General features: G+C 43.8%; 16 protein-coding genes. 3 read left to right on the forward strand and 13 right to left on the reverse strand.

Going from position 1 to position 16,416, the window contains the following annotated elements; genetic code table 11:
* Positions 1–56: 56 nt before the first annotated feature.
* From AC503W_RS15550 to psiE, 6 genes are all read right to left on the reverse strand, one after another.
* A complete protein-coding gene (locus AC503W_RS15550; protein WP_494914804.1) occupies positions 57–821 on the reverse strand; it encodes an ABC transporter ATP-binding protein in 765 nt (254 codons plus the stop codon).
* Positions 818–1,618: an ABC transporter ATP-binding protein gene (locus AC503W_RS15555; RefSeq protein WP_494914806.1), complete on the reverse strand. Its 801-nt coding sequence runs from the start codon at positions 1,616–1,618 to the stop codon at positions 818–820. Before AC503W_RS15555 ends, AC503W_RS15550 begins: the two co-directional genes overlap by 4 nt.
* Positions 1,615–2,460, reverse strand: coding sequence for a nickel transporter permease (gene nikC, locus AC503W_RS15560; protein WP_494914807.1), 846 nt, complete (start codon positions 2,458–2,460; stop codon positions 1,615–1,617). Before nikC ends, AC503W_RS15555 begins: the two co-directional genes overlap by 4 nt.
* Positions 2,460–3,404, reverse strand: a complete 945-nt coding sequence (gene nikB, locus AC503W_RS15565) for a nickel ABC transporter permease (RefSeq protein WP_494914809.1) — start codon at positions 3,402–3,404, stop codon at positions 2,460–2,462. The genes nikC and nikB overlap by 1 nt, the downstream gene beginning before the upstream one ends.
* Positions 3,405–4,925, reverse strand: coding sequence for a nickel ABC transporter substrate-binding protein (gene nikA / locus AC503W_RS15570; RefSeq protein ID WP_494914811.1), 1,521 nt, complete (start codon positions 4,923–4,925; stop codon positions 3,405–3,407). It abuts the gene before it with no gap.
* A 368-nt stretch (positions 4,926–5,293) separates the two neighbouring features.
* The gene (gene psiE / locus AC503W_RS15575; RefSeq protein WP_402957911.1) at positions 5,294–5,719 is read right to left on the reverse strand and encodes a phosphate-starvation-inducible protein PsiE; all 426 of its coding nucleotides are present in this window, start codon (positions 5,717–5,719) and stop codon (positions 5,294–5,296) included.
* Between the two features lie 152 nt (positions 5,720–5,871).
* Between psiE and AC503W_RS15580 the strand changes: the two genes are divergently transcribed.
* On the forward strand, positions 5,872–6,384 hold the full coding sequence (locus AC503W_RS15580; RefSeq protein WP_427650731.1) for a methylated-DNA--[protein]-cysteine S-methyltransferase: 513 nt from the start codon (positions 5,872–5,874) through the stop codon (positions 6,382–6,384).
* Between the two features lie 160 nt (positions 6,385–6,544).
* On the opposite strand, the gene AC503W_RS15585 is transcribed toward AC503W_RS15580, so the two are convergent.
* The 4 genes from AC503W_RS15585 to AC503W_RS15600 form a co-directional block, all read right to left on the reverse strand.
* Positions 6,545–7,177, reverse strand: coding sequence for an NUDIX hydrolase (locus AC503W_RS15585; RefSeq protein ID WP_494914814.1), 633 nt, complete (start codon positions 7,175–7,177; stop codon positions 6,545–6,547).
* Complete coding sequence (locus AC503W_RS15590) at positions 7,158–7,439, reverse strand: transporter suffix domain-containing protein (RefSeq protein ID WP_494914816.1); 282 nt, start codon at positions 7,437–7,439, stop codon at positions 7,158–7,160. The genes AC503W_RS15585 and AC503W_RS15590 overlap by 20 nt, the downstream gene beginning before the upstream one ends.
* Positions 7,440–7,624: 185 nt before the next feature.
* The gene (locus tag AC503W_RS15595; RefSeq protein WP_494917365.1) at positions 7,625–8,857 is read right to left on the reverse strand and encodes a cytochrome P450; all 1,233 of its coding nucleotides are present in this window, start codon (positions 8,855–8,857) and stop codon (positions 7,625–7,627) included.
* A 216-nt stretch (positions 8,858–9,073) separates the two neighbouring features.
* A complete protein-coding gene (locus AC503W_RS15600; RefSeq protein ID WP_494914818.1) occupies positions 9,074–9,742 on the reverse strand; it encodes a DUF975 family protein in 669 nt (222 codons plus the stop codon).
* 316 nt (positions 9,743–10,058) lie between these two features.
* Here AC503W_RS15600 and AC503W_RS15605 point away from each other — a divergent pair, with 316 nt between their 5' ends.
* The gene (locus tag AC503W_RS15605; RefSeq protein ID WP_427650736.1) at positions 10,059–10,490 is read left to right on the forward strand and encodes an NUDIX hydrolase; all 432 of its coding nucleotides are present in this window, start codon (positions 10,059–10,061) and stop codon (positions 10,488–10,490) included.
* 114 nt (positions 10,491–10,604) lie between these two features.
* Here AC503W_RS15605 and AC503W_RS15610 read toward each other — a convergent pair whose 3' ends face one another.
* Both AC503W_RS15610 and AC503W_RS15615 read right to left on the reverse strand, forming a co-directional pair.
* Positions 10,605–12,206 (reverse strand): amidohydrolase, encoded by a 1,602-nt coding sequence (locus AC503W_RS15610; RefSeq protein ID WP_494914820.1) that lies wholly within the window; start codon positions 12,204–12,206, stop codon positions 10,605–10,607.
* A gap of 156 nt (positions 12,207–12,362) precedes the next feature.
* Positions 12,363–13,556 (reverse strand): ornithine--oxo-acid transaminase, encoded by a 1,194-nt coding sequence (locus AC503W_RS15615; RefSeq protein WP_402957927.1) that lies wholly within the window; start codon positions 13,554–13,556, stop codon positions 12,363–12,365.
* Between the two features lie 329 nt (positions 13,557–13,885).
* Here AC503W_RS15615 and AC503W_RS15620 point away from each other — a divergent pair, with 329 nt between their 5' ends.
* On the forward strand, positions 13,886–15,304 hold the full coding sequence (locus AC503W_RS15620) for a sigma-54 interaction domain-containing protein (RefSeq protein WP_402986778.1): 1,419 nt from the start codon (positions 13,886–13,888) through the stop codon (positions 15,302–15,304).
* Here AC503W_RS15620 and AC503W_RS15625 read toward each other — a convergent pair.
* Positions 15,297–16,307, reverse strand: a complete 1,011-nt coding sequence (locus tag AC503W_RS15625; protein WP_402957931.1) for a hypothetical protein — start codon at positions 16,305–16,307, stop codon at positions 15,297–15,299. The genes AC503W_RS15620 and AC503W_RS15625 overlap by 8 nt on opposite strands.
* Between the last annotated feature and the right edge of the window lie 109 nt (positions 16,308–16,416).

A 16,416-nucleotide genomic window follows, 5' to 3' on the forward strand; every position in this document is an offset into this window, starting at 1 on the left:
CTCAATTTGTTAGTTCCTCGTTAATCAAAATGATTACGATTTACACCTTAAAAAAATCACTCAAACATGGAGATCAAATCTTGTGTATAGGAGTGACGTGCCCGCGAGAAAAGTTGTTCTTTTTCAAATCTATCCACAATCGTGCCCTCTTTCATCACGAGGAGGGTTTGGCTCATTTCATGTACAGCCGCTAAATCATGGGAAATAAATAAGTAAGCCATTTCTAGTTTTCGCCGCAGTTCATCCAATAATCTTAGTACAGCCCTTTGAGATATGACATCAAGACTCGAAGTCGGTTCATCCAATATGATGAGCGAAGGTTCTATGCTTATGGCACGGGCGATGGTCACCCGCTGCTTCTGTCCTCCACTCAGTTCATGCGGATAGCGTTCCGCAATTCCTTTAGTAAGTTCAACGGCCTCCAACAATTGAGTGACGAATGCCCTTTCACCCGTATACGGAAAATGGTTCATCTTCACCTGGCTTCCGTATTGTAAATAAGGATCAAGTAATGACTCTTTTATTCTCAGCTTTGGATTCAACGATGCCGTAGGGTTTTGTAAAACTGCCTGAATATTTTTTCGATATGGTCTTAGCTGGCGTTCATTTTTGTCATGCAGTGACACCCCATCGAAGACGACGCTTCCTGAATGGAAAGCTTCAATTTGCAAAAGGCAACGGGCAAGTGTACTCTTCCCACATCCACTTTCCCCGACGATCCCTAGGCATTCCTTTCTATCCAATGCAAAAGAGATGTTCTTCAGTACGTCCGTTCCGCCATTGAAGGTTTTGGTTAGGTGCTTCACTTCCAACAGACTCATCTCACCACCTCATACGTGATTGATTCATGCCTCGGTCTAAGAGGTGGAGATGACCGAATCAATTGATCCGTATAAGCATGCTTGGGGTGGCTCAACACTTGGTGCTTATCACCGGTTTCAATGATTTCCCCATCCTTCATGACGGCAATCCTGTCTGCATAGTTCCTTACATGGCGTAAATCATGGGTAATGAACAAGATGGCACACCCGGTTTCTTTTTGCAACAGGGATAATACCTGTAAAACCTTGAAAGAGGATACACTGTCCAAGGCCGTCGTCGATTCATCCGCTATCAAGATATCGGGTTTAAGTAGCAAGGCAAGCGAAATCGAGACCCGTTGGAGCTGCCCTCCACTAAGTTGAAAGGGATATCTATGATAGATTTCTTCGGAAAGCCCCACCGCTTTCAGTGCATGTACCGCTTGTTGCCGCCGAGCTTTTTTAGACAGCGACAGATGCGCCTTTTGATATTCTTCAAAATGTTTTCCGATTCTAAGAAACGGAGTGAATGAACCTTGGTAATCTTGAAAAATATAAGCTAGACTTTTTCCCCGGAGCTTACGCATTTGAGAATGTGATAGTGTCAATAGATTGTCCCCTCTGTAACTGATCACCCCTGTTGCCTGAAGATTAGGAGCCAATAATTGCCCGATGGCCATGGCCGTCAAGCTTTTGCCGCTCCCACTTTGCCCAACAAGTGCGAGCCATTCCCCCTCACGGATATCCAAGGAAATATCCTTAACGATTCTATTTTCCTTAGAACTAACCGAAAGATTTTCCATCTTTACAATGCTCATGACCCCACCTCCTTTTTCACATCAAATCTATCACGCAAATAATCTCCGAGTAGATTGGAAAGTAGGACAACCCCTGCAATCGCAAGCCCCGGATAGATCATCAGCCATTGGTTGTTCTGAAAATAGGGACGGGCATCATTTAGCATCGCCCCCCATTCCGGTGCGGGAGGCTGTGCGCCAAGGCCGATATAGGAAAGTGAGGAAATAAGCAAGATGATTTTCCCCAGATCGAGGCTTGCAAGTACAAGTACATGGCCAATCAAGTGCGGCAACAGGTGTTTTCGCAAAATACGGAGTGAATTCAACCCATTTATTTTCGCTATCGTGACATAATCCTTTTGGCGTTCAGCAATGACTGTACCACGCACTAACCGGGCATAATTCACCCATTTCACGACGACAATCGCAAGGAGCAAGTTCCCGATTCCCGGACCTAATAATCCACTCAGGACAATGGCCACGATCGTATCCGGAAACGAAAGAAAAGCGTCAGCAATCCTCATGAAGACTCGATCCACCAGCCCTCCCTTGAATCCGGCAATCATTCCAAACGGCACACCGACCACCACGATGGCCAAAAGGGCAAGTAACCCATAACCGACCGTCAACTTCGCACCAAGTAACAGACGCGTTAACACGTCACGTCCTAGATGATCCGTCCCGAGCGGATGTTCCAGGCTCGAAGGCCATAGTCTCCCTTCCAAATTGACGAGTGTTGCATCATGCTTCAAGAAATGAAAGACATACATGTAAATTCCAACAGCCAGCAACGAAATCACTATAGTGAATAGAACGGCCGCTTTCTTTTTTCGCTTGATTTGGTGTCCACATACTGCTTCCATCACAATCCGTCCTTTTCCTTTAATCTAAGTTCCGGGTTTACATATCGGTATGACACATCTACAGCGCTATTTACGATAAATACCAGAATGGCCATGATCACCATATATCCTTGGATGACCGGGTAATCACGCGAACGAATGGAATCAACGACCATCTTGCCCATACCAGGATAAGCAAAGATCACTTCAATCACGACGACGCCGCCTATCAAGCTGCCAAGACTTACACCAAAAACCGTGATGACCGGTGGTAGGCTATAGCGAAAAGCATGGGAGAAGAATATTCTTGTTTCTGATATCCCCCTAGACCTGGCTGCTCTAATAAATTCGTGGCTGAGCGAGTCTATTAAACTTGAACGGATCAAACGGACATATGCACTTGATATCGCAAGACCCAACGTAACGGAAGGAAGGACCATGGATTGAATCCCGTCCCTTCCCATCGTGGGGAACAAACCCCATCGCACCGCCAATAAGTCAATTAAAAGCAAGCCCAGCCAAAAACTCGGAATGGCGGCCCCCACCATCGAGAAAGTCCGGCTAAATTGATCGATCCAACTTTCCCGGTACAATGCGGCGAGCGAGCCAAGAGGGAGGGCAACACTAACCATCACAAGCAAGGCTCCAATCGACAACTCCAGCGTCGCGGGCATGCCGCTTATGATCATGGTCATCACAGGCTGTTTCGTGATATACGATTGACCGAAATCCATCCGGATGAAATCCATGAACCAGCGGCCATATTGCACAAGTAAAGGATCATTAAACCCCATTTCTTCACGGAGCTCATCGACTTGGTCGCTTGTTATGGATACATCATCCACTTGAAGAATCGTTAGCACCGGATCCCCTGGTGCTAGACGCACGAAGAGAAAACTGACAAACGTGATGGCGAGAATAAACAAGGTCACTTCTAGAAATCGCCGTCCGAAAATGCGGAACATTTACAACACATCCAGTTCATTCGTCAACATGTAATACTCACTCCGCGACGTGACCCAGTTCTTCACTTTATCGGAGTCATAGGCGACAAGTGTATTGGGATGTAAAATAAAAGAATTATACACCTGTTCATCCACATACATCGCAATGTCCTCTGCTAATTCCGAACGCTTGTCCTGGTCAACCGTTACGTTTAACGTATCGATCAGTGTCGTCAAATGATCGTCAATCACACCACTGAAATTCAAGGCACCTTTTGGATGGTATGTCGCATTCAAGTAATATCCTGCATCTCCGCGCGGTGCGGTTAAATTACTGTACGTCGCTAAATCCCAATCTCGATTCGCAGCCATGTATTCTTCCGGTATATCGATTTGTTTAATCTCCACATCAATTCCTAATCTGCCAGCATCCGACTGAAAAACTTGGGCGATTAACGGTAAATCGGCCCGCGAGCTGTAGGTCAACAACGATAATTTTAGCGGTTTCCCGTTTCTTTTCAGGACTCCACCCACTTTCCTATATCCCGCTTTTTCCAGATACATTCGAGCCGCTTCCATGCCACTTTCCTTCTTGGGGTAATCTGGCGCAAAAGAAAAACTGGAGGGGAATGGCCCTTTTGCCACCTCAGCATGCCCTTGTAATATCGTATCGACGATCGATGGACGGTCGATCACCGCATCGATTGCCTTCCGCACATGGATATCTTGCAAAGCCTTCTTTTCCAAGTTCATCGTTATTTGATGGACACGGAACGTGGGAGTGGAATCCACCTTGATGGTATCCATTGCTTCCAGATCAGCGAGACTTTCCACCTCCGGACGAAAGACGATATCTGCATCACCCGATTTCAGTGCAAGAGAGCGTGCATTGGCATCTTCATTGAAAGAAAACCTGGCTGTCTCCAATTTTGCGGCCCCGTCCCAGTAAGAATCATATCTGACCAAATCGACCCTAGTACCCGGCATGAAATTCGCCACGGCAAACGGCCCTGTCCCAATCGGTTTGTTCCTATAATCACGTTCTTTTACGTCAATGATCGACGTATTCGGATGGACCAACTCAGAGGGGAATTCCGGGAAAGGCATCTCCGTTCTGATGATCAGGAGATTTCCCTTCGCTTCAATTGATTCAATGCGCAAAGCATTCTTAACGGCCAGGCTATCTTTCATCGCCCTCTCCAAAGATGCCTTCACCGCCTTTCCGTCCATCGGCTTCCCATTTTGAAAGGTCACCCCCTCCTTCAGGCTAATTTCCCACACTTGCCCATCCTGACTCTTCCAACTCTTTGCAAGCCACGGCTCAATCGATAAATCCTCGTCATTAAGATGAACCAACGTTTCCGTGATCCCTGCACGAAGCGATACATAACTTGTATCGACATGTGGATCCAATGAATTCGTCGAAAAGTTAAATAAGACATTCACTTCTTTTTCCCCTTCCTTTGCAGACTCAGAAGCACAAGCCGCCAAAAGGAAAACCATGAAAAGGAATAGTGGCAATGCCCGGTATGTATGCAACATATAAACCTCCATTTTTAATTTTTTTATGTATCACCCACCGATTACACGAATATCAATTCTCCACCTGCCTCTCCTCTTTCTTAGTTTATCGATAAATCAAAATGATTACGATTTAAATCATAAACCGTAATCATTACTGTTTGCAAGAGTTTTTTATATCATTCTTCTTTCCCGTTCTAAATAAGGAAAAAAGCACCATGGTTTTACCCCTGGTACTTTTGGAGAGATTGGTAGGATATAAAAGCGACTGAGTTTAATTGTAGGTCACGATGAATATGGAAGCTCCTCAATCCGGTAAGCAGCAAAAAAGGACCAGACACCCCTAGGCATCCAGTCCCGCTCCTAACATCATTAGTCTATACTTGTCGTTAAAGTTTTCCCTTCCGTGCCGTCGCGGAGCTCATGATATAGTAGCCGATAATCAACACTAAAATCGATAACGTATAAAGAAGGGTATGTACCGGATTTTCATGGTAGACAATGATGAGCCGGATCATGGCCGTTATGCCAATATAGAGAAAATATCGTATAGGAAAATGATAATCCTCTTTGAAATATTTCACGATCATCGCGATGAATTCAAAATACAAAAAGAACATCAAAATGCGTTCCAAGAGTTCGAATTCTATCCGTATTTCCGGATCATAAAGCGCCATCTTTATGAAATAGAAGATTTCCTTAGCAAGTAACACGCATAAAGATAAAGCCAATAAGATCAAGGCCGTATTCAAGGCTAGTTGAAGAACTTCCGCTATTTTAATGTCCTTCCATTTGTTTTGTTTACTGTGACCCAATGTGTCTTCCCCCTGAATATCAAAGTTTCTTTGTGTCTCTATACTACCATTTGTTTTTTAAGTGTATGTAAATTTTCATTGAACTGTTGGTTACAGTACACTTTCTTGTATACTAAAAAGAGAAGAAATCTCTAAAAAAAAGGAGGAGGAATATGAAAGAAACCATTAATTGGGCGGTTTTAGCATACGACAAATGGCATCTATACATAGCGAAAACGAAGAAAGGCCTCTGTTATGTCGGTTCACCTGGTCAGTCTTATGAAGATTTGGAAAAGTGGATACAAAAACGGTTTCCTCAGTCGATTCTTTTGGAGAGTGAAGAAGCGTTACATCCTTATCTTACTGAACTATATGAGTATTTCGAGGGAACACGACGGACTTTTTCATTACCTGTGGATGTGAGGGGAACCGCTTTTCAAGTAGCCATTTGGGAAGCATTGAACCAGATTCCATACGGGAAAACCACTTCTTACTCCGAAATTGCGATGATGATTCAAAGACCCACCGCTGTTCGTGCGGTCGGAACGGCCATCGGGGCCAACCCCGTGCTGATCACCGTTCCATGTCATCGGGTCATCGGAAAAAATGGGGCAATCACCGGATACCGGGGCGGATTGGAAATGAAGGAATTCTTACTGCAATTAGAGACGCAAAACGGGGACTGACTACCCCGGAGGACTTATATAAGCTGAGATATTTATCTATCAAAGGAGCGAGTTTATCTTCTTAAAATGGAAAGATATCTTCCCAAAGGGGATTTGTTTCGTCGAAAAACCTCCATATATCGATTTTTCGACAAAAACCATCAAATCCCTGACTTTTTTCTTATTTTAATTCACGTTTAATCGACTGGATCAAGCCTTCGTAATAGGAAGTTTCGTGCGGAACGAATCGATCCCTGCCTACATATTGATCGACGGTAACGCGCTGACCCAGATCATTCATTTCGAATCCCTGAATATGTATCTCTTCTATAGGACCGAACCATAGCTTTTCGAAATCCTCCAGTTTAACCTTCACGATTCCCGACACTTCTTCCTTTTGCAAGGTGAAATCACTCAGCGGATTCGTGCTCTTATATATAAATAGATGGACCAGTTCTTTATCGATGAAATGCTCCATCGTCGCACAGTCTTCCATCACCCCTACTGACACCAACTCATCAAAAGATAACGCGATGCCTAACTCTTCTTTAATTTCTCTTACACCATCTTCCACCGTTTCGTGAGCCAGTAAATGACCCGCAGACGTGATGTCCAACAAATCCGGATAATCCTTTTTCATAGAACAGCGATGTTGGAGATAGAGATAATCCACTTCATCTTCCCGACTGACGAACCAGCAATGGAACACCTCATGCCAATGTCCGAGCCTATGCACTTCTTCCCTCGTTGCTTCACCGATATGGGTTCGGTCTTCATTGAATATTTTCAACATTTCAGTTTCGATGATTCTCACCTTCCCGTTTCTTTCTCCAATTCTTTGGATGGAGGTACCTTTTATATCTCGCTGCCACTTCTTTCCCAACCAAAATGGCTCCTATCCAAAACATGATCTCGGCGATGATGATGGCTCCACCAATGATCATCGCCTTTGTGTTTGTCGAAAAAGGCGTAAATGGCGCCACTATCGGAATAAGCCAAGTGATCAGGGATAGCGCCAGAAGGACCATCCCTATTTTATAATACTTCTTTTTTACAACGACAACTTCCTTCTCCATAAAAATGGCCCCCTATCTTCCATATGTCAAGGCTGACGGAAACTCTTCCTTGTAGATCTTCATCCTATCCGCCTCCTAAGAAGTGATTTTATTACGTATACGATTGAAACGTCATTCCGTTCCATAAAACATGGAAAAAGCCAGAATACGAAAAAGGACTGTCTATTCGACAGTCCCGGTTTATCTTAGGCTTTATACCCCTTCATCGGTAACGACATCAAGGCTTGTCCCGTCGCGGCATCGGTCAGCCTGTCTTCTAAAGTGAAAGATTCGACTGGTTCGATGCGGGCATATTTCTTCACGAATGTGGTGAGGGCAATTTTGGCTTCAAGTCGGGCGAGCGGTGCCCCTAAACAGAAATGCACGCCATTCCCAAACGTTAAATGTTTCTTATTATTAGGTCGGTGGATGTTTACCGTGAAAGGATCTTCAAACATGGCTTCATCCAAGTTCGCCGCACTCATCCAAACGATTACGACGTCACCTTTCTTAAGTTCCACGCCCAATAGATTATTATCTTCTTTGACCGTGCGATCCAATTTGACTAAATTGAACCGGTACCGTAGCATTTCTTCGACCGCTTGTGGTACCAATTCCGGGTTTTGGTGCAGTTCTTCATAAACGGTAGAGTCATCATACAAAAGCGAATAAAACGAGTTGGCCAGCAAGTGGCTGGTCGTTTCCACTCCTGCTCCCAATATCAGCATCGTCGTCCGTACCACTTCATCATCTGTGAACGTTTCTCCATCCACTTCCGCCTTCAATAAATCGGAAATGATATCATCTGCTGGATTCAAGCGCTTTTCCAAAACGATAGGATAGATATATTCATAGTATTCCTTTGCGGCTATTTGCTTCTTTTTATTAACTTCTTCCTCTTTTTCCTTTTCAAAAGGAAGGAATAAGATATCGACCCATTTTTTGAAGAGCAATCGATCTTTAGAAGGCACCCCCAGCAAGTCAGACATAATAATGATAGGAAGGGGGCTTGTCAATGATTGGACAATATCCATTTCAGAGTCCCCTATGTCCTCGATCAGTTCATTCACGATTTCTTGAATGCGAGGCTCCCAGTTTTGTAGGCTCCTGGGTGTGAAGGCAGCCGCTAAAAGCGAACGATGTTTTCGGTGTGAGGGTGGATCCACCCCAATCAAGTTAATCTTGTCAGGGATGGCCCCTTCTTTACTATCCGCACCAACTGAAATCGTGGTCCGTTTACGTACGCTCGAAAAGTGCTTGTAATCGCTGAGTACAAGTTTAACATGGTCATATTTAAAAGCATTCCACGTATCCGTTCCCTCGTGATAGATCACAGAATCATTTTCTAGCATTTTTTTGCACCAATCGTACGGACTGAATTCCTCTGTACGTGTCTTAAACTGCGGGATTTCTTTTACGGCAATAACTTCCGTCATGATATCGACCCCTATCTTTTCAAAGTTTCTACCAGAATCGTCATGTTCCACTATGTAATTTCTAATTTTACCTTTAATAGGCAACTACACCATTATAAGATAAATACCCAAGAGTAACCATGAACCTTCCATCCCACCACTTTTTACCCACCCATTCTATAATTTTATGAAGTTCCTTACATAAAAAAACCGGCAGCAATTATGCTACCGGCTAAAAGATTATTCCACTATTTCATTTTCATCCTGAGAGGCTATCCATTCGTTATAAAAAGCAGCCATCGTTGTCCCAACGTAAGGAACCAACCAGAGGAATCCGATTCCTATCGTGAATAAACAAAGAATTCCCCACCCTATAAAGCTTAAGCACATGAGAAAATATTTCCATTTAAGGCCATTCATCCTTCTTCGGCTCTCCGTAATCGCTTCAAGCGTCGTCAAGTGCGGATGATCTCTTAATAAGAAAAACAGTTGGGAATAAGCCAAAGCTTTGATAATCCCTGGTATGAGAAGCAACAAAGACCAAAGGAACACGAATATTCCCTGCACAATGGATGCAATGATCACTTTTGAAAACATTTTCCCATCCTTATAGATTGAAAATGCTTTCTCGAACGATGTGCTTTCCATTCTTACCAGGTCAAGATAAAACCAGTAAACGCCTATTGAGAACGGTATTAATAAAATGGATAAAAGCGTATTGAATGCGGATACCCCTATAGGTGCCACATCCTGCTCATACCATGCTGCCCATCCACCACTAAAAATCACTTCAATGACGGTTTGCAATACCATGGTAAGCAAGAACATGATTAACGAAAGTGCTACTGCCGTTCCCCAGTTCCCTTTTAATGAAAGCCTTGCTTCTCTTTTTAATTCTGATATTTTCATAGTTGAATGACACTCCTCCTTATTACTTAGTACTGTTACATGAATATGTAAGATGTCCCAATAAAATTCATAAAACATACTGAGGTTACTTTATTTGGGTTATTATTTTATTCTACCATAATAGTTCTTCCATGAGATTTAATCCCCAAGTTTATATATAGGTATATTGTTTCATTTATTCGAAGCCTTCTTTTTGAGCCCCGCTCTTTAAAAGGAATTTTTTTACATGTGATGGTATTATGGAGGAAGCACCAGGCAGGAAGCCCGAAGAACGGGAAACAGCTAGACTACTAAACAACAGAAATGGGGAAGTCGATTGGAACATGGCACGCAGAAAATCTTCTCACCACCAAAACACATCGTCTCAGCAGCAACGATTGTAATCAATGAGCAAGGGGAAATTCTATTAATCAAGGGGCCCCGGCGAGGTTGGGAAATGCCTGGGGGCCAAGTCGAAGAAGGCGAGTCCTTGAAAGAAGCCGCCATAAGAGAAACGAAAGAGGAAACAGGTATGGATATTGAGGTCTTGAAATTTTGTGGGATCTTTCAAAATGTTGAAGAGTCCATCTGTAATACACTGTTTTTAGCTAAGCCAGTTGGAGGAACATTAACAACGTCACCAGAGAGTTTGGAAGTTGGGTATTATCCCATTGAGCAAGCTTTGGAAATGGTGTCTTTCAGGAATTTCAGTCAGAGAATTGAATGCTGTCTGGATGAAAGCACCCATCCATTTTATATAGAATTTTAGTATTCCGTTCACCTATAAAAAGGGGCTTCCAGAGAGGAAGCCCCAGACATAGAGCGGAATACAAAGCCTTCTTATTTCGTTTTCACACAGAGTTTATTCTCTTGTTTTAGAACATCACACTGCAGTTCCTTTTTGAAAGACCCTCTTACCGGCCATATACGTTTCTTCAACCTGCACTTCCCCTATTTCTTCCGGTTTGATGGTCAAAATGTCCCGGTCTAGGACAATAAAGTCGGCATGAAAGCCCGGTGCAAGCTGGCCAACATCCGGGATGCGCGTGACTTCCTGTGCCGCTTTTGTATAAAGCATGATGGCCGTTTCAATGTCTATGCGTTGTTCCTGCCCTGTATCCGTTCCATCATAGGCCTTACGTGTGACGGCTGCCATCATCCCGACAAATGGGTTGACCGGATCTGCCCACGCCGTTGCAGGTGCATCAGATGAGAAGGCCACCATGATACCCGCATCTAACATGGAACGAATTGGATACGTTTGCTTCGTACGCTCCGCCCCAAGGTTAGTAAGGTACGATTCAATTTCAGCGTAGAGAAAGATCGGTTGTGGGACGAATGCGATTCCCATTTCACTTGCCTGTTGAAGGGCCTTCTTAGACGGCATGGCCGCATGCTCAATCCTGATCGAGGGACCATCTTCCATCCAGCCCTTCTTGCCATGAAAGGTATCGATGATTAAATCGATCGCCTGCTCACCCATGGCATGTATGACCAATTGGATACGATTCTCCTCGGCTGCTTGACCGGCAAGTAGCAACTCCTCCTTAGTGGTCATCGGGATGCCATAGTTCTCGCCTTCCCCTAAAAATGGCGGATTGACCCAGGCCGTTTGGCCAGAAACGCTTCCATCGGCGAATAACTTGATTCCTCCAATATGATTGTCCTGGTCTCTATTCGTTTTGTTCTTGGCTAAAATCGGATCGTCCTTAATGGTTTCCCATATGTAATACAGGACTGCACGCTGCTTCATGCCCTTTTCCGTAGCAGCACGATACATGTCTAAATAATCCGCAGGTTTAGGCTTTGCCATCAAATCCGTAATGGCCGTAATTCCGTGCGATAGCAATTTTGGGCTTAATTCCACAAGTCCTTCTATTTCTTCCTCAACAGTTTGTACGGGCATTACTTGTTGGACTAAACCTTTTGCGTTTTCACGTAAAACGCCCGTCGGTTCACCGTACGGATCTCTATCAATCTTTCCACCCACTGGGTCTGGTGTATCTTTGGTGATGCCGGCGAGTTCCAGTGCCTTACTGTTGACCACAACCATGTGAGTGCATGTGCGCGTAATGATAACGGGAACCTTCGTCGTGGCTTGATCTAAATCCCAGCGTGAAGGCGAACGACGCTCTTTTAATTTCCCCTCATCATATCCCCATCCTTCTATCCAACCCCCGGAATCTTGTGATTCGCTTGCCTTACGAACTTCGTCAATTAAATCTTCCAGTGATTCGACAACAGGCGGCATACAGGAAATTTGCTTGGAAGACCCGGCTAGATACAATGGATGCAAGTGTGCATCGATGAGCCCCGGCAACACCCGGCGTCCTTGAAGGTTCATGCGCTCTCCAGTCATCCCTTTGGTTTCTTCTTCCCCAATCCAGTGTATGCGCCCATCACGAATGACCATAGCACTTGCATAAGGTTGTGTTGGATTGGCTGTGAATATTTTTCCGTTCACATAAATGATGTCATGATTCATTCTTTCTCCTCCCCCTATATGAACACATTTCATTTGTACCGCCTTGATTTTGGATTTCCTTTATCCTTGCAGACGAAAAAGAGCATTCCAAAATGGATAAGCCTACGCTTTTTTTTGGAATACCCTTTTTTCATGACTCAGAATCAGTAAGCGACATTAAGCTAAAACTTTTTTAATACGGGCAATAGCCCAATCTAGTTCTTCCTTCGTAATCACAAGTGGCGGAGCAAAGCGGATCACGGTATCATGCGTTTCCTTGCACAGTAAGTTTTCCTCTTTTAATTTTTCACAATAAGGCCTTGCCTCCACTGTTAATTCCACTCCGATAAATAAGCCTTTTCCACGTATATCTTTAATCTTCGGATTATTGATTTCCTTCAAGCTTTCTTTAAAGTATTCGCCTAATTCCAACGAGCGTTCCGCAAGTTTCTCTTCTTCAAGAATCTCTAAGGAAGCGATGGAAACCGCGCAAGCCAATGGATTGCCCCCAAATGTAGAACCATGTGAACCAGGATTGAAGACGCCTAGGATGTCACGGTTGGCCGCCACGCAAGAGATTGGGAAAACCCCACCACCAAGTGCCTTGCCTAAAATGTACATATCAGGAACAACATGATCCCAATCGGAGGCGAATGTTTTACCTGACCGGCCAAGGCCCGACTGAATTTCATCCGAAACGAACAATACACTATTTTCTTTACACAGTTCAAATGCCGCTTTCAGGAAACCGGCTGGTGGAATGATGATGCCCGCTTCCCCTTGGATCGGTTCAATCAGGAATCCAGCCGTTTGCGGTGTGATGGCTGCTTTCAATGCCTCAAGGTCACCATAGGGAACCAACTTGATTCCTGGCAACATCGGCCCGAACCCCCTTCTATATTCATCATCGGAAGATAAAGAAACGGCTGTCATCGTCCGGCCATGGAAGTTGCCGATACAAGCGATGATTTCCGCTTGGTCTTCAGCGATTCCTTTTACATCATAGCCCCAGCGTCTAACAGCCTTGATGGCCGTTTCAACTGCTTCAGCCCCCGTGTTCATCGGAAGGGCCATGTCTTTTTGGGTAAGACGGGCCACCTTTTCGTACCACGGACCCAATTGATCACTATGAAACGCTCGGGACGTTAACGTTACACGATCCGCTTGGTCTTTTAGCGCTTGAATGATTTTTGGGTGCCGATGACCTTGGTTCACGGCTGAATAGGCACTAAGCATATCCATATACTTGTTTCCTTCTGGATCTTCTACCCATACTCCTTCTGCCTTTGATATGACGATGGGAAGTGGATGATAATTATTTGCCCCATATTGTTCAGTTTGTTCAATAACCTTTTCCGTCACAGTTTTCATATAAATTCCCCCTATGATTTAAACGTTTCCGCTATGATTTACGTTGTAGATGAAGATGTAGCATATTTCATTGTTGAAAAATCAGTTCAGGTCCCCCTATCTATCAACTAGCAAGTTCCATGCCAAAAATAAAGGCCTCTATCAAAAACACCCTAACTCAAAGAAAAAATATATTTCAGGAAAGGGGTTTCACCCATTTTTTTCATAAAATCCGCAAAAATATTTGGCACCTTTCCGCCATGCATTCTTGCAGTGCAAATAATAATTGCACCAATATTGGATTTACTTTACAATTAGCTTCAACAAAAGGAAAAACCTGGAGGTGCCTCATGGATTTAAACCAGATTATGAGAATAGAAGGTTTTCAAACGATTCTCCATTCACTTGTGGATGTGATTGATATAGGCATACATATTATAGATAGGAACGGCTTGACGGTCATCTATAACAAAAAGATGGCGGAGATTGAGGGAATGGATTCAAAAGATGTATTAGGAGAGAAGATTCACGACATCTTTAAGTTCAAAGAAGAAACGGAAAGCACACTGGTCAGGGCCCTTCACTCCGGCCATGCAACCGAAAACTCGAAACAGACTTACTTCAATAGCCTGGGGCAGGAAATCTCGACCATCAATAATACCTATCCGATATTCGACACCAGGCAAAATATCATCGGGGCCATCGAAGTAGCCAAGGATATTACCAACCTGGAACGAATCATCAAGGATAATATATTAAATAAGGGCGACACCAAATATACCTTTGACAGCATCCTAGGTGTCAGTGCGAATTTCTTGGAGGTCATCGAAAAGAGCAAGCGTTCGACAAGAACCTCTTCCACCATCCTCATCGTTGGGGAAACTGGAACGGGAAAGGAACTTTTTGCACAAAGCATCCATAATGGAAGCAGTCGCTCCAAACACCCATTCATCAGCCAGAACTGTGCAGCACTTCCCGATAGTTTAATAGAAGGAATCCTTTTCGGAACGAAGAAAGGTGCCTTCACCGGCTCCGTCGAAAGACCGGGATTGTTCGAACAAGCAGAAGGCGGCACGATCCTTCTTGATGAGATCAATTCCCTGAACCCCAATTTGCAGGCAAAATTATTGCGGGCCCTTCAAGAAAGGAAGATTCGTCGCGTAGGTGATACGAAAGATAAGAATATCGACGTCCGCGTCATCGCAACCATCAATGAAGATCCGATTGATGCCATATCAAACGGCCATTTACGTAAAGATCTTTATTACCGTTTAAGCGTTGTGTCTTTATTCATACCCCCGCTACGGGAACGGAAAGAGGATATTCCATTGCTCGCCCAATCGTTTATTGACAAATTCAATGCGCTTTTCGAATTGGACATCGAAGGAATCAGCGAAGAAGCCTACGAACTTTTCTATGATTATGAATGGCATGGCAACGTAAGAGAACTTGAACATATCATCGAAGGGGCCATGAATTTGCTAGAACCTGGCGATAAGCACATAAAAATCTCGCACCTTCCCACTCTCTTCAAAAAGAAAGCGAATAGGGAAGAAGAAGAGATGGAAACCAAAGCGCCTTCCCCTCCCTCTCATCAAGGGACCCTCCCTCTTGATGATTATATGGCGCATACAGAAAAGTTCTATTTAGAAAAGGTGTTAAAAGAACATAACCAGAATATCTCCCAAGCAGCCAAAGCCTTGAATATAAGCCGGCAAAGCCTCCAATACCGCTTGAAAAAGTACCAGGCCAAAAATCCCCTCACTTAGAAAGTGGGGGATCTCCCTTCTTGACACGATAGTAGGAACCTGTCCTTTTATAGCGTCTCCAGCATATGAATGCATAGACCAATAACACCGTTACAAAACATACTAAATAGTACAATAACATCATATTGGAAATGAAAACTTGATAGTAATCTTCCAAGCTCATTTCCTGCAGATAGACTTTGTAGGGATTCTCTTCATTATATGAAATCGGAACCGGTTGATCTTGGTACGTATAATAGGTATCCCTTGTAACTTTTTTCGTCAGGTATACCGTCTGGTTTACATGATTCTCAAAGCGTAGTGCCAAATAATACCCGTCATCTCCATAACGGGATGAATTCCGTTCGAGAGAATGATCAGTCACCATAGCCATAGTCTCGATTCGATTTGCGTCCGAATATTTCTCATATGCGTTCATGACCATTAGTCCCATATTATAGTAACAAAACGATAATCCCAAAATGAGGCCACCGTATAACAAGCCATATAAGAAAATGCCAAGAAAACGATCAGAGTGTTTCCCCCGCTCCATTCGATCAAAAAAGGCCGTGACCCACTTGATTTTACTTAACCAATATAAGATGTATCCAATGATATAGATACTGGCGAAAGCCAAGCCGATATAAAAAGACCAATCCTTGTCTTTAAGATCATCCTTATTATGAAAGGTTTCATCAATCCTGTATCCGCTAACCGAATCCCCTATTTCCAGCTTTTCAAATTCCTCTTTCTCCACAAACGCTCTCTGGCCGACATCCAATTCCCTTACAACCTGTCCCGTGAGACCCGGAGCAATGAGAACATAATAATAGGTCTCTCCATACAAGAGATCCTGTTGAGCCGTTTTTTCATAAACCATCGCATCCATCGGGTCGCTTTCATCCTTATTCTTCAGCTCTATATGTTCTTCGACGTTCTCAACGGTTTTGAATAGCACGAAAACAAATACCCCAAAGGCAAAGATCATCCATCCTATCCGCTTCATATCATAGTTATATCTCATAATGGAACCCCTTTTTCATTCGTTTGCCTATCCTTACGGGTGGAGGGAATGTTTTTTCTTTAGATTTGGAATCAAAATAGGTTTCCCTTCATATTTATCTACAAACAAC

The sequence above is a fragment of the Peribacillus suis genome (assembly GCF_059384845.1).

Coding starts and splice junctions, on each gene's coding strand:
- AC503W_RS15580 (WP_427650731.1), top strand. CDS start 5,872: ATGAAAGAAACCATTAATTGGGCGGTTTTAGCATACGACAAATGGCAT.
- AC503W_RS15615 (WP_402957927.1), bottom strand. CDS start 13,556: ATGAAAACTGTGACGGAAAAGGTTATTGAACAAACTGAACAATATGGG.
- AC503W_RS15590 (WP_494914816.1), bottom strand. CDS start 7,439: ATGGAGAAGGAAGTTGTCGTTGTAAAAAAGAAGTATTATAAAATAGGG.
- AC503W_RS15550 (WP_494914804.1), bottom strand. CDS start 821: ATGAGTCTGTTGGAAGTGAAGCACCTAACCAAAACCTTCAATGGCGGA.
- AC503W_RS15610 (WP_494914820.1), bottom strand. CDS start 12,206: ATGAATCATGACATCATTTATGTGAACGGAAAAATATTCACAGCCAAT.
- AC503W_RS15600 (WP_494914818.1), bottom strand. CDS start 9,742: ATGAAAATATCAGAATTAAAAAGAGAAGCAAGGCTTTCATTAAAAGGG.
- AC503W_RS15555 (WP_494914806.1), bottom strand. CDS start 1,618: ATGAGCATTGTAAAGATGGAAAATCTTTCGGTTAGTTCTAAGGAAAAT.
- AC503W_RS15620 (WP_402986778.1), top strand. CDS start 13,886: ATGGATTTAAACCAGATTATGAGAATAGAAGGTTTTCAAACGATTCTC.
- nikC (WP_494914807.1), bottom strand. CDS start 2,460: ATGGAAGCAGTATGTGGACACCAAATCAAGCGAAAAAAGAAAGCGGCC.
- AC503W_RS15625 (WP_402957931.1), bottom strand. CDS start 16,307: ATGAGATATAACTATGATATGAAGCGGATAGGATGGATGATCTTTGCC.
- nikA (WP_494914811.1), bottom strand. CDS start 4,925: ATGTTGCATACATACCGGGCATTGCCACTATTCCTTTTCATGGTTTTC.
- nikB (WP_494914809.1), bottom strand. CDS start 3,404: ATGTTCCGCATTTTCGGACGGCGATTTCTAGAAGTGACCTTGTTTATT.